Origin of the sequence: Bradyrhizobium sp. Bra78, assembly GCF_024519855.1 — a bacterium.
GTDB classification, from domain to species: Bacteria; Pseudomonadota; Alphaproteobacteria; order Rhizobiales; family Xanthobacteraceae; genus Bradyrhizobium; species Bradyrhizobium japonicum_G.
In genome coordinates this window covers 16,177-29,505 of record NZ_JALJRE010000019.1, presented here as the reverse complement: position 1 = coordinate 29,505, position 13,329 = coordinate 16,177, and the positions used below count along the sequence as shown (strand labels likewise).

12 protein-coding genes are annotated in these 13,329 nt (G+C 65.7%); 1 reads left to right on the top strand and 11 read right to left on the bottom strand.

Going from position 1 to position 13,329, the window contains the following annotated elements; translation table 11 throughout:
- Nucleotides 1-69: 69 nt before the first annotated feature.
- From OC450_RS31240 to proB, 8 genes are all read right to left on the bottom strand, one after another.
- The gene (locus tag OC450_RS31240) at nt 70-1,287 is read right to left on the bottom strand and encodes a divergent polysaccharide deacetylase family protein (protein WP_262049280.1); all 1,218 of its coding nucleotides are present in this window, start codon (nt 1,285-1,287) and stop codon (nt 70-72) included.
- Between the two features lie 154 nt (nt 1,288-1,441).
- The gene (locus OC450_RS31235; protein ID WP_211383590.1) at nt 1,442-2,800 is read right to left on the bottom strand and encodes a S41 family peptidase; all 1,359 of its coding nucleotides are present in this window, start codon (nt 2,798-2,800) and stop codon (nt 1,442-1,444) included.
- Entirely contained in the window at nt 2,797-4,161 is a 1,365-nt protein-coding gene (locus tag OC450_RS31230) for a murein hydrolase activator EnvC family protein (protein ID WP_211383589.1), read from the bottom strand. Before OC450_RS31230 ends, OC450_RS31235 begins: the two co-directional genes overlap by 4 nt.
- 33 nt (nt 4,162-4,194) lie before the next feature.
- The gene (gene rlmH, locus OC450_RS31225) at nt 4,195-4,677 is read right to left on the bottom strand and encodes a 23S rRNA (pseudouridine(1915)-N(3))-methyltransferase RlmH (RefSeq protein WP_211383588.1); all 483 of its coding nucleotides are present in this window, start codon (nt 4,675-4,677) and stop codon (nt 4,195-4,197) included.
- Between the two features lie 94 nt (nt 4,678-4,771).
- Nucleotides 4,772-5,128: a ribosome silencing factor gene (rsfS, locus tag OC450_RS31220; protein WP_027515020.1), complete on the bottom strand. Its 357-nt coding sequence runs from the start codon at nt 5,126-5,128 to the stop codon at nt 4,772-4,774.
- 208 nt (nt 5,129-5,336) lie between these two features.
- Entirely contained in the window at nt 5,337-5,981 is a 645-nt protein-coding gene (locus OC450_RS31215; RefSeq protein WP_211383587.1) for a nicotinate-nucleotide adenylyltransferase, read from the bottom strand.
- A gap of 20 nt (nt 5,982-6,001) precedes the next feature.
- The gene (locus tag OC450_RS31210) at nt 6,002-7,297 is read right to left on the bottom strand and encodes a glutamate-5-semialdehyde dehydrogenase (RefSeq protein WP_211383586.1); all 1,296 of its coding nucleotides are present in this window, start codon (nt 7,295-7,297) and stop codon (nt 6,002-6,004) included.
- A gap of 146 nt (nt 7,298-7,443) precedes the next feature.
- Nucleotides 7,444-8,565 carry a glutamate 5-kinase gene (gene proB, locus OC450_RS31205; RefSeq protein WP_256808664.1) on the bottom strand — a complete coding sequence of 374 codons (1,122 nt, stop codon included), beginning with the start codon at nt 8,563-8,565 and terminating at the stop codon, nt 7,444-7,446.
- A 241-nt stretch (nt 8,566-8,806) separates the two neighbouring features.
- Here proB and OC450_RS31200 point away from each other — a divergent pair, with 241 nt between their 5' ends.
- A complete protein-coding gene (locus OC450_RS31200; RefSeq protein WP_262049279.1) occupies nt 8,807-9,772 on the top strand; it encodes a Bug family tripartite tricarboxylate transporter substrate binding protein in 966 nt (321 codons plus the stop codon).
- A gap of 134 nt (nt 9,773-9,906) precedes the next feature.
- Here the strand turns inward: OC450_RS31200 and OC450_RS31195 are convergent, their stop codons facing one another.
- From OC450_RS31195 to OC450_RS31185, 3 genes are all read right to left on the bottom strand, one after another.
- Nucleotides 9,907-11,541, bottom strand: a complete 1,635-nt coding sequence (locus OC450_RS31195; RefSeq protein WP_211383583.1) for an alkaline phosphatase family protein — start codon at nt 11,539-11,541, stop codon at nt 9,907-9,909.
- Nucleotides 11,542-11,611: 70 nt separating this feature from the next.
- Nucleotides 11,612-12,652, bottom strand: a complete 1,041-nt coding sequence (gene obgE / locus OC450_RS31190; RefSeq protein WP_256808659.1) for a GTPase ObgE — start codon at nt 12,650-12,652, stop codon at nt 11,612-11,614.
- Nucleotides 12,653-12,790: 138 nt separating this feature from the next.
- Nucleotides 12,791-13,270, bottom strand: coding sequence for a MaoC family dehydratase (locus tag OC450_RS31185; RefSeq protein ID WP_211383581.1), 480 nt, complete (start codon nt 13,268-13,270; stop codon nt 12,791-12,793).
- Nucleotides 13,271-13,329 lie beyond the last annotated feature (59 nt).

Below are 13,329 nucleotides of genomic sequence, written 5' to 3'. Positions count from 1 at the left end.
GACCTCTTCCATGCTGTCGGTAAGGCTCGCGCAGGCCCCGCGAGACCCGTGCCGTACCAATCCGTTGATTTAGCTGGATTTTGATTTCAGCATCGCGGTTGTCAATGGCACCAATAGGATACCCCGGTCGCCCAATGTCTTGGTCCAGGCGCCGATGCGCTCGATCGAGACGGGCAGGGCCGAGGCGGTGCCGATGGCCGCGCCGCGCTCGCGCGCCGCCGCTTCGAGCTTGTTCAGGGCGCGGTCGATCTCGGCCGGGGTCGGCACCACGTCGATCGCGATGTCGCCCTTGCCGAACGGCATCGCCTGGCTTGCCGCGGCCTGGGGCGCGATGCTGCGGGGCGAGGAGCCGTCGTCGAAGAAGCCGAGGCCGCGCTTGGCCGCCTCGCGGATGATCGGCTGCATCGCCGCGTCCGTCGCGATGAAGCGGGCGCCCATGAAATTGGTGATCCCGGCATAGCCCTGCATCCGGCTCAGATGCCAGTACAGGCGGTCCATGTTCTGGTCGGCGCTCAGCGAGGTCAGCAGCGTCTGCGGTCCCGGATCGTTGTCGGGGAAGTCGTAGGGCTCCATCGGGATCTGGAGGAAGATCTCGTGGCGCTGGGCGCGGGCCCGCTCGGCGAGTTTTCCTGGATCGGAACCATAAGGCGTGAACGCCAGCGTCACCGCCGGCGGCAGCCTCATGATGGCATCGGTGGTCTTGGCGGCGCCGACGCCGAGGCCGCCGATCAGGATCGCGACGACAGGCATCTTCGCCGCCTTGGCGCGGTCGGCATCCGCCGCATAGACGTTGAACGGCTTCAGGCCCTCGGCGACCACGGGGATCATGCCGTAGCGTGATTTCTCCAGCAGTTTTGGGTCGATCCCGGCCATGACGGGCGGCGGCGCGGAGGCCGCCTCGCCCTTGTCGGCGGCATCGCCGCCGCCGATCACCACGTCGTGGCGCGTGCCGGTGGAACCGTCGATCATGGTGACGGTCTTCTGCTCGCCTGCCTGCTTCGGCGTCTCCTTGGTATCGTGCTTGCCTTCTTGCTTGCTGTCCAGGCCATGGCCAGCGGCGGCCGGTTTTTCGTCCGCCGCCTTGGGATCGCGGATCGCGATCCGCGTCATCGGCTCGCCGCCGAACGGATCCTTGTTGAAGATGGCGAAGCCGGCAAAGGCGACCAGGAACAAGCCGAGCATGACGGCGAGCGCCTGCATGGCCGTGAACGGCAGCCGCAGCCGGCGTTTCCGGCGCGGCTTGTCCTGTCCGAGCGGGGCGCTCAGATCATCGGCCGTTTCAGTCATGCGCGATCCCGAATCACTCGCGCCGACGATACCACGCCGAGGTCAAGCGGCGGCAGGCCGGGATAGGCCGGGGATGCCGGGAGTTCGGGCGGCTCCAAAAAAAAAGGGCGGCTCCTGGAGCCACCCTTTTGATTGGACCCCGCGGGGCGCCGAGCTAGTTTGCCGCCTTGGGCTTGTCGGTCGTGCCCTTGTTGTCGCCGCCCGCCGCGGGTGCCGCGGAGGCGCTGTTCTTGATGCCGTGGAGCAGGTCGTCGGCGAGCTTGAGCGCCTTGTCGTCCTTGGCATCCGGCGGGACATAGGACTGCGATCCGGTCTTCTCGTCGCCGTCGTTCTTGAGATGCCCGCGCAGCGAAGCCTCGCCCTTGGTGTCGGTGCGGGACTTCAGCTCGTCCGGCACGTCCTGGAGCACCTCGATGTCGGGCACGATGCCCTTGGCCTGGATCGACTTGCCCGACGGCGTGTAGTAGCGCGCCGTGGTCAGACGCAGCGCGCCATTGCCCGAGCCGAGCGGGATGATGGTCTGCACCGAGCCCTTGCCGAACGAGCGCGTGCCGACGATGGTCGCGCGCTTGTGGTCCTGAAGCGCGCCCGCGACGATTTCGGACGCCGAGGCGGAGCCGCCATTGACCAGCACGATGACCGGCTTGCCCTTGGTGAGGTCGCCCGCATGCGCGGTGCGGCGCTGGGTCTCCTCGGCATTGCGGCCGCGGGTCGACACGATCTCGCCCTTCTCCAGGAAGGAGTCGGAGACGGTGACCGCTTCCTCGAGCAGGCCGCCCGGGTTGTTGCGAAGGTCGATGACGTAGCCCTTCAGCTTGTCGCCGATCTGATTCGAGAGGTTGGCAACCTCGCGCTTCAGGCCTTCGGTGGTCTGCTCGTTGAAGGTCGTGATGCGGATATAGGCGATGTCGTCGGCCTCGATGCGGGCGCGCACCGAGCGGACGCGGATGTTGTCGCGCACCAGGGTAACGTCGATCGGATTGTCCTGGCCCTTGCGGATGATCTTGAGCTTGATCTTGGTGTTGACCGGGCCGCGCATCTTCTCGACCGCCTGGTTCAGGGTCAGGCCCTGCACCGCCTCGTCGTCGAGATTGGTGATGATATCGTTGGCCATGACGCCGGCGCGCGACGCCGGGGTGTCGTCGATCGGCGAGACCACCTTGATCAGGCCGTCTTCCATCGTGACTTCGATGCCGAGGCCGCCGAACTCACCGCGGGTCTGCACCTGCATGTCGCGGAAGCTCTTGGCGTCCATGTAGCTCGAATGCGGATCGAGGCCGGTGAGCATGCCGCTGATCGCGGATTCGATCAGCTTGGTGTCGTCGGGCTTCTCGACATAGTCCGAGCGCACGCGCTCGAAGACGTCGCCGAAAAGATTGAGCTGGCGATAGGTGTCCGCGGTGGCGGCTCGCGCGCTGGAGCCCATGAAGACCGCGCGCGGCTGGGTCACGAACAGCGTCAGCGCAGCACCGGTGGCCGCGCTGAGGAGGATAACTGAAGTCTTGCGCATCATCCGCGAACCTTCTCGCCTTCATTTGCGGCCCACCATGGGCCTGGATCGATTGGAGTGCCGTCTTTGCGGAACTCGACATACAACACAGGTTGACTCGCGTTCGTGGCGAGAATGGAGGCGACTTGAGAGGTCGACCCCATGGACGCGACCGGCTCCCCCGTGAGCACAAACTGTCCGATGTTTACCGAAATGCGCTCCATCCCGGCGATCAGGACATGATACCCGCCACCGGCATTGAGGATCAAGAGTTGTCCATAGCTGCGGAACGGGCCGGCATAGACCACCCAGCCGTCGCACGGCGTCGTGACCTGGGAGCCCGGCCGGGTGGCCAGCGAAATGCCCTTCTGGACCCCGCCGACCCCGTCGGAACCGCCGAAATCCCTGATCTTGTTACCGTTAACCGGAAGAGGCAGGAGGCCCTTGGCCACAGCGAAGGCAATCGCAGGGGTGGTCCGGGAGCGATCCTTGAATGCGGCCGGACCGGACTTTGTGCCGGCGTTGGCGCTGGCGGCCGCCTTGGCCTCGGCCTGCCTGGCAGCCTCGGCGGCCTTCTCGGCCGCCTTGGCGGCGCTTTGCAGATCCTGCTCCATCTTGGCGATGAGCCCCTGGAGGTCGCCCACCTGCCTTGAAAGCGCGATCGCGCGCGCGCTCTCGGCGTCGAGGTCTTTTTCCCGTGACGCCTGCTGGCGCTGCCGCTCGTCGATCAAGGCCGTGAGCCGGGTCTGGTCGCTGCGGACCTTGTCGCGGTCGGCGGCGAGCTGGTCGCGCTCGGTCGCGATGTTCTTGCGCAGGGCCACAAGCTCGCCGAGTTCGCCTGCGATTTTTTCCGCGCGGCCGCGCAGGTCCGGCACCACGGCGCCGAGCAGCATCGCCGTGCGCAGCGATTGCAGCGCATCTTCGGGGCGCACCAGCAGCGCCGGAGGCGAGCGCCTTCCGGCGCGCTGCAACGCCGCCAGCACCTCGACGATGTCGGCGCGGCGTGAATCCAGCGAGCTGCGCATCTGCTGCTCGCGGCCGTTCAGCGACCGCAGCCGCGCTTCGGCTTCGTCGATCTTGGTCTCGACTGAGCGCACATTCGCGGCGGTGTCGATCAATTGCTGATTGAGCTGGGTGCGGTCCTGGCCGAGCGAGGTGATCTCGGCCTTGAGCTTGGCCTGCGCTTCCTCCGCGCTCTTCCTGCTTGCGCGCGCTGCCTCCAGCTCCTGCTCGCGCTGCTTGATCGCATCGGGCGAGACCGCCGCTGTCTGCGGCGTCGTCGCCGTCTGAGCTTGCGCGAGGCTTGTACCAGCGAGGCTTGTGCTAGCGAGGCTTGCGCCCGCGAGGCTTCCGATCAGCAGCAGGTTGAGAATCGGCGCTCGCATCGCTTTAGGCAAAGGTGCTCGTTGTGGCGCGCATCACGCGCGGTGATAGGGATGGCCGGCCAGGATGGTGGCGGCCCGATAAAGCTGTTCCAGAAGCATGACGCGGACCATTTGATGCGGCCAGGTCGCAGAGCCGAACGCGATCGCGAGCTTGGCCTTACGGCGCAATTCGGGCGAAAGTCCGTCCGCCCCTCCGATGACGAAGATAGTATGACCGGCACCCTCGTCGCGCCAGCGCCCGAGATGCCGTGCGAATACGGTGGAATCCAGGTTCTGGCCGCGCTCGTCCAGCGCCACCAGGATCGATTTTTCCGGAATATGCGCGGAGATCGCCGCAGCCTCTTCGGCCATCCGCGTTGCGGTGTCGCGGGCGCGACTTTCAGGAATCTCGTGGATGGCGAGCTCGCGGAATCCGAGCTTGCGGCCGGCCTCGTCGAACCGCTCGAAATAGCGGTCGGCAAGCTCCCGTTCGGGGCCCTGCTTCAGCCGGCCCACCGCAATGACAGCAACACGCATGATGTTTTCAAGGTCGCGTTTTCAGGACCGCGCGCATTCCGCGCGCGCACGACGCTAGCATGCGCGTCAACCGATTCGAAATCGGCCAGTCGCTCTAGATCGCCTTCGCCGCCCCTGGGCCCTGCGTGTACAATCTCTCGAGATTGTAGAACTCGCGGACCTCGGGTCTGAACACGTGAACGATCACATCGCCGGAATCGATCAGCACCCAGTCGCAATTGGGCAAGCCCTCGACGTGGATGTTCTTGATGCCGTTTTCCTTGAGGCCCTTGGCGACGTTCTCCGCGATCGCGCCGACGTGCCGGTTCACCCGGCCGGTGGTGACGATCATGTAGTCGGAGTAGGCCGATTTGCCGCGAAGGTCGATGGTGACCGTCTCTTCCGCCTTCATGTCGTCGAGGCGGGAGAGGATCAGGCTCAGCGTCTTGTCGGCGTCGGGTTGCGCCTTCAAGGCCGCAGCTTGGGTCGATGTTTTACGCGTAGGCTTGGCAACCTTGGGTAAAACAGACTTGGACAATACAGATGTGGTCAGGGACCATTCCTTTCACTGTATCGCGAACGCCGAATCCGGCACTCACTGGTTACACTACATCATGTGGGGTTAAGGGTTTCAATATGCCAGAGAGCCCCAAACCCACACTCCGTTCGCACACTCGGTCTCACGTCGTACCTTTCCAGCTCCCGTCCGGGTTCCGTAAGCCCGTCGAGGACAGATTCAGCTTCAATCCGGACAGGAATACCCAGGCCGGGGCCGGCCGATCCGCGAGCAGCGGTGCCTTGTTCTCGGGCAGGCGGTAGCGCGCGAGCGCCCGGGCGGCGGGAGAGGCGAGGGCCCGAAAACTCTGTGGCGGCCGATCGATGACTGCAATCGGCACCTGGCCGGCGATGCGCCGCCAGTCCTGCCAACGGTGGAATTGAGCGAGGTTATCGGCGCCCATAATCCAGACAAAGCGCAGGCCGCGGAGGCGGCGGCGCAAGGTGTTGATCGTGTCGATAGTGTAGCGCGTGCGAATGACGGATTCGAGACAGCTCACCTCGATCCTGGGATCGTTGGCAACGTCGTGCGCGGCCTGCATGCGCTCGCCGAGCTCGTGCAGCGTGCCGTTCTGCTTCAGCGGGTTGCCGGGCGTTACCAGCCACCAGACGCGATCGAGTTGCAATCGCTTCAGTGCGAACTGGCTGATCGCGCGATGGGCCTGATGCGGCGGATTGAAGGAGCCGCCGAGCAGGCCGACGCGCATGCCCGGTGTCGAGGGCGGGATCGCTTGCGCCACGGAACGCGGCACGACGAAATTGTTGCTCAATGCCCCGTGCCCTGCGTCGTCTACGGCCGCGTCTGCCCGGTGCCGTGAACGCGATATTTGAAGCTCGTCAGCTGCTCGGCGCCAACCGGCCCGCGGGCGTGGAATCGTCCGGTCGCGATGCCGATCTCGGCGCCGAAGCCGAACTCGCCGCCATCGGCGAACTGCGTCGAGGCATTGTGCAGCACGATCGCGGAATCGACCTCGCTCAGGAACCGCTTTGCAGCCGCCTGATCCGCGCTCACGATCGCATCGGTGTGATGCGAGCCGTGGCTCTGAATATGCGCGATCGCGCCGTCGACGCCATCCACCACCTTCGCCGCGATGATCGCGTCGAGGTATTCGGTGTCCCAATCCTCTGCGCTCGCAGGCTTCACCCGCGCATCCGCCTTCTGCACGGCGTCGTCGCCGCGCACTTCGCAGCCGGCCTCGATCAGCATCTCGACCAGCGGCTTCAGGCTCGTTGCGGCAGCAGCGCGATCGACCAGCAGCGTCTCGGCTGCACCGCAGACGCCGGTGCGGCGCATCTTGGCGTTGAGCACGATCGACTTCGCCATGGCGAGGTCGGCGCTGGCATCGATGTAGACATGGTTGACGCCTTCGAGATGCGCGAACACCGGCACGCGCGCTTCCTGCTCGACGCGCGCGACGAGGCTCTTGCCTCCGCGCGGCACGATCACGTCGACGGCGCCGTTCAATCCGGACAGCATCATGCCGACCGCCGCGCGATCGCGCGTCGGCACCAGCGTGATCGCGGCTTCGGGCAGGCCGGCTTCGCGCAGGCCCTGGACGAGACAGTCATGGATGGCACGGCAGGAGCGGAAGCTGTCGGAGCCGCCGCGCAGGATCACCGCATTGCCCGACTTCAGGCACAGCACGCCGGCATCGGCCGCGACATTGGGCCGGCTCTCGAAGATCACGCCGACGACGCCGAGCGGCACGCGCACGCGCTCGATGGTCATGCCGTTCGGCCGCTGCCAGCTCTCGGTGACGATGCCGACCGGATCGGCGATGCCGCGCACGATGCCGATGCCCTCGGCCATGCCCTCGACGCGCGCGGGCGTCAGCGTGAGGCGGTCGATGAAGGAGGCGGTGGCGTTGCCGGAGGCGCGGGCCTCCGCGACATCCTCGGCATTGGCAGCGAGGATCGCCGCCGCATTGCCGCGGATCGCCCGATCCATGGCCTCGAGCGCCCGGTTCTTCTGCTCCGGCGGCGCCAGCGCCAGCACGCGCGCGGCGGCGCGGGCACGGGTACCGAGATCGGACATCAGCGCCTGCAGGTCGGCATTGCCGTCAACGGCTTTGAGGGGGGCGGCCATGGGAGTTTCAACCTTTTGCTAAGGCGGTGTCCTAGCACGGAAATCCCGCTTTTGCGAAGGGTCGGGAGGGTATGGCTGGTCTCCCCGGCCGCACGACGGCTGCGTCATTTGCCCAGCAAGATCAGCCAAAGGGGCCGTGCCGGCCCTTACCCGCCCACCACCAGATCGTCGCGGTGGATCATCTCTGCGCGGCCGCTGATGCCGAGGATGGTCATCACGTCCGGAGAGGAGCGGCCTTTGATCCGCTCGGCGTCGTCGGCGTCATAGGCAATCAGGCCGCGGCCGATCTCGCTCATGTCGGGGCCGCGCACGATCACGGCGTCGCCACGGGCGAACTGGCCCTCGACCTTGATCACGCCCGCCGGCAGCAGGCTGGCACCGGCCCGCAGCGCCGCGACGGCGCCGGCGTCGATCGTCAGCGTGCCCTTCGGCTCCAGCGTGCCCGCGATCCAGCGCTTTCGCGAGGTGATGGGATTGGCCGGCGTCAGGAACCAGGTGCAGCGGCAGCCATCGGCGATCGCCTGCAGCGGATGCTCGATCTTGCCGGAGGCGATCAGCATATGGGTGCCGCCGGTGGTGGCGATCTTGGCGGCCTCGACCTTGGTGCGCATGCCGCCGCGCGACAGCTCGGACTCGGCGTCGCCCGCCACGGCCTCGATCTCCGAGGAGATGCTGTCGACCACGGGAATGAGCTTTGCGTTCGGGTTGTTCTTCGGCGGGGCGTCGTAGAGCCCGTCGATGTCCGACAGCAGCACCAAGAGGTCCGCGCTCGCCATGGTGGCGACGCGCGCGGCGAGGCGGTCATTGTCGCCGTAGCGGATCTCGGTGGTGGCGACCGTGTCGTTCTCGTTGATCACGGGGATGGCGCGCCACTCCAAGAGCTTGCCGATGGTGGAGCGCGCGTTGAGATAGCGGCGGCGCTCCTCGGTGTCCTGGAGCGTCACCAGGATCTGGCCGGCGCCGATGCCGTGGGCCCCTAGCACCTCCGACCAGATGCGCGCCAGCGCGATCTGGCCGACCGCGGCGGCGGCCTGGCTCTCCTCCAGCTTCAACGGGCCGCGCGGCAGCTTGAGCCGGCTGCGGCCGAGCGCGATCGAGCCGGAGGAGACGACGAGGACGTCGCGGCCCTCGCGGTGCAGCTTGGCCATGTCGTCGGCGAGCGCGGCGAGCCAGGACGCCCGCACCTCGCCCTTGTCGGAATCGACCAGCAGCGCGGAGCCGACCTTGACGACGATGCGGCGGAATTGACTGAGTTCGGGGCTGGCCATGTGTGTATGTGCTGGCGCGTGTGACGAATTGCTCTGCATCGGAAACGGCGGAGCGGAAAGCGGCGCCGGCAAGGCCTGCTTTTGCAGCAGGACGATGGCCGGCGCAAGGCGGACGGAATGGTAAACGGGGCCAAGGTCGGCCTTGTCTTCCATCTGGTCTTGCACCTCGTGTTGGGCCTTGTCTTGGGCGCTGGCCCGGGTCTAATGCCGGCAACCAATAATGGGCTGGGGAGGGAGACGTATGGATCGCCGCAAATTCATGGCTGGGTGTCTGGGGCTGCCGTTGCTGGCGCAGGCGGGCGAAGCGCAAGCGCAGGCCGGATTGAGCAAGATCATTTTCCCGTTCGCGGCCGGGGCGGGCGGCGACACGCTGTGTCGTCTGATCGCGCAGGAGATGGCGCCGATGCTGCAACGGACCATGGTGGTCGAAAACCGCACCGGCGGCGACGGCCTGATCGGCATCAAGGCGGTGAAGGGCGGAAGTCCCGACGGCAGCATGGTGCTGGTGACAACCGGTCCCACCATGTACCTGCTGCCGATGGTGGAGACGACGCCGAGCTTCGACACGGCGAAGGATTTCATGCCGGTGTCGCTGCTGGCGCGGTTCGAATTCGCAGTCGTGATTGGTCCGGCGGTCGATGCTGCCGATTTCAAAGGCTTCGTGGCGTGGCTGAAGGCTCATCCCGACAAGACCTCGTTCGGCGTGCCGAGCAACGGCACCATTCCGCATTTCATGGGCTCCAAGCTCGCGAAGGATCTCGGCATTCCCTTGACCCGCGTGCCCTATCGCGGCAGCGCACCCATCCTCAATGATCTCATCGGCGGCCATCTGTCGTTCGGCATCGTCACATTGGCCGACGCGCTGCCGCAGCATCGCGCCAAGGGCGTGAAGATCATCGCGTCATCGAGCGCGGAACGTTCGCCGTTCGCTCCGGAGGTCCCGACGCTGAAGGAGAGCGGCATCGATCTCGTCGCGGACGCCTGGTACGGCATGTGGCTTCCCGCCGGCAGCCCGCCGGAATTCGCCAGCAAGCTCGGTGCGGCCGCAAGCGCCGCACTCGCCAAGCCCGAGGTGAAGGAAAAGCTCACCGCGATCGGCCTGATCCCGGTCGGCAGCAGTGCAGACGGGCTGACCAAGGAGCTCGCCGCAAACACGGCGTTCTGGCAGCCGATCGTGAAAGCGACGGGGTACAAGATCGAGAATTGAGTTTCGGCGGCGCCGCATACTCAGTCGTCATGGCCGGGCTTGACCCGGCCATCCACCTGTATCCGCGGTTGCCGTAAGGCGTGAATGCCCGGGTCAAGCCCGGGCATGACGAATTGAGAGAGCTTGTCCCTCTCTCACAGCTTCGCGCGTTGCTCGATCCCATCACGAATCGACGCCAGCTCCGCTTCGTCCCAGATGCCGATCAGGATCCCGCCCTTCACCTGGAGCTGGTTATCGGCATAGGCCGCGATCTTCTCGCGGGGCGTGGTGATGTGATCGTTGGGATGCAGTGCCCAGTCGAACAGCTCGGCCTGCAACCGCGCGATGATCGGGGCGCACTCCGGATCGTCGCCGCGATCCAGAAACTCTTCTGGATCGGTTTCGAGGTCGTACAGCATCGGGCGGAAGCCCGACGCGTGGATGTATTTCCAGCGGCCGTCGAACACCATGAACAGGCGGCAGCGCTCGATCGGCTGGTTCAGCTTCAGCCGCACGTCCTGCATGACATAATCGTATTCGGAGAACGCGACCTTGCGCCAATCGGCCGGCGTCGGCCCGCGCAGCAGCGGCAGCAGCGAGCGACCCTCGAGGATGTGGCCCGGCACCTTGCCGCCGAAATAATCGACGAAGGTGGGCGCGAGGTCGATGGCTTCGACCAGCGCGTCGCTGCGCGTGCCGCGGGTGGCGTCGGCCTCCTTCGAGGGATCGATGATGATCAGCGGGATCTTCGCCGACTGCTCGTGGAACAGATCCTTCTCGCCCATCCAGTGATCGCCGAGATAATCGCCGTGATCGGACGTGAACACGATCATCGTCGTGTCGAGCAGATCGTGCTCCTCCAGAAACTTCATCAGCACGCCCATCTGGTCGTCGATCTGGGTGATCAGGCCCATATAGGTCGGGATCACCTTCTCGCGGGCCTCGTCGCGCGCCATGTTGCGGGAGTAGCGCATGTCCATATAGGCGCCGAACACCGGATGCGGATTCTGCCGCTCCCGCTCGGAGCGGATCACCGGAATCATGTCGGATGTCGAATACATGCTGGCATAGGGTTCGGGCGCGATGTAGGGCCAGTGCGGCTTGATGTAGGACAGATGCAGGCACCACGGCCTGCCGTCGGTCTCGGCCTCGCTGATGAAGTCCATCGCGCGCCGCGTCATGTACGGCGTCTCGGAGTGCTCTTCCGGCACGCGCGCGGCCTTGTCGGCGTGCACCAGCAGCCAGCCGTTTTGCAAAGATCCGTCATCGGCCGCGCCGGAATTGGCCCAGTGCTCCCACGGGTTGGTGGCTTCAAAGCCCTGCTTGCGCAGATACTCGTCGTATTTCGGGCGCTGCCGGCCGGTCGGATGCAGGCCGTCGTCACGCTCATAGGGCTCGAAGCCGCATTCGGCGACGTGCACGCCGATCATCGATTCCGGCGGGATGCCGAGCGCCTTCATGCCTTCGAGATCGGGCGCCATGTGGGTCTTGCCGACCAGCACGTTGCGCACGCCGATCTTCTTCAGGTGGTCGCCGAGCGTGGGCTCGCCGACGCGCAGCGGCCAGCCGTTCCAGTGCGAGCCGTGCGAGCGCATGTAGCGTCCGGTGTAGAACGACATCCGCGACGGACCGCAGATCGGCGACTGCACATAGGCCTTGCTGAAGAGCACGCCGCGCTTGGCCATCGCGTCGATGTTCGGCGTCTTCAGCGTGGGATGGCCGGTGCAGCCGAGATAATCGTAGCGAAGCTGGTCGCACATGATCCAGAGAACGTTCTTCGCGCGCGCCATGCTTCGCCCCTGCCGTTTCTTGATTGCTTGATGCTGCGTCATCGAGGGCGCGAAGACAAGTGGAGCCGGATCAGGCCGACCAGGGCTCGGCTTCGGCTGCGCTCTTCGCCTTGGCGGAGACCGGGCTCTCGCCGATCACGTCGGCGAGCGCGCGCAAGGCTTCCTTGACGCCGTCGCCGGTGATGCCGGAGAGCAGCAGCGGCGTCTTCTTGGCGGCGCGCTTGAGCCGCTCCTTCTGCTTCTTCAATTCGTCCGGCTGGACCGCGTCGATCTTGTTCAGCGCCACGATCTCGATCTTGTCGGTCAGGAGCCCGCCATAGGCATCGAGCTCTTTCCGCACCGTCTTGTAGGCCTTGCCGGCATGCTCGCAGGTTGCATCGACGAGATGCAGCAGCACACGGCAACGCTCGACATGGGCGAGGAAGCGGTCGCCGAGACCCACACCTTCATGGGCGCCCTCGATCAGGCCGGGAATGTCGGCCAGCACGAATTCACGGCCGTCGGCATTCACGACCCCGAGCTGCGGATGCAGCGTGGTGAAGGGATAGTCGGCGATCTTCGGCTTGGCCGCGCTGACCTTGGAGAGAAAGGTCGATTTGCCGGCATTGGGCAGGCCGACGAGGCCGGCATCCGCGATCAGCTTCAGCCGCAGCCAGATCCAGCGCTCCTCGCCGGGCTGGCCGGGATTGGCGTTGCGCGGCGCGCGGTTGGTCGAGGTCTTGAAATGCGCGTTGCCGAAACCGCCATTGCCGCCTTCGGCGAGCACGAATTTTTCGCCGACATTGGTGAAGTCGTGGATCAGGGTCTCGCGGTCCTCGTCGAAGATCTGCGTGCCCAGGGGGACCTTCAGCGTGATCGGCTTGCCGTTGGCACCGTGACGGTCCGAGCCTGAGCCGTTTTCACCCTTCTGGGCCTTGAAATGCTGCTGGTAGCGGTAGTCGATCAGCGTATTGAGCCCATCAGCGACCTCGATGACGACATTGCCGCCGCGGCCGCCATTGCCGCCGGAGGGGCCGCCGAATTCGATGAATTTTTCGCGGCGGAACGCCACGCAGCCGTTCCCGCCGTCACCGGAGCGGATATAGACCTTTGCTTCGTCAAGGAATTTCATGGGCCATAGGTAGGCTAGCCGGTCCCGCGCGGCAACCCGGATTGACCCGCAAACCGGCCGAATTTCCGCGATTTTCGCCCCGTGCTTAACCCCAAGATGAGGTCCAAGACGAGGTCCAAGCCGACGTCCAAGCCGACGTCAGGCGGGCCGCCGCCGGATCAGGAATTTCTGCGCGCCCTCCAGCACCAGCTCCTTGCGCTGGTTGAACACGGTGCTTTTGAGCGTGACTGTCCCGGTCGTGCGTCCCGGCACGAGCTCAGTGACTTCGAGCGCAGGATAGATCGTGTCGTCGGCAAAGACGGGCTTGAGGAACCGGCTCGACTGCTCGAGGAAGCCGACCAGGGAATTCTCGACCATGAACGGAAACAGGCCGGCGCCGGGCGCGGTGTGGATCAGCGTCTGGAAACCGTGGGCCAGCAGATGCGGCATGCCGCGGCTGCGGCAATACTCCACGTCGTAATGCACTGGATGGGTGTCGCCGCTCGCGGTCTGGAACGCCGCGAACACCGCCGAGGTCTGGGTGCGGCTCGGCAGCACGAAGCGCTCGCCGACCACGAAATCCTCAAACCAGCGTTGCGCGGGGATCATGCGATGCCGGGTCGGATCGAAATCGGTCATGTCCAAGCTCTCTGTTCGTGGGCGGCCTATCGCTACCGCGGCGCGAAGAGTGCGACAAT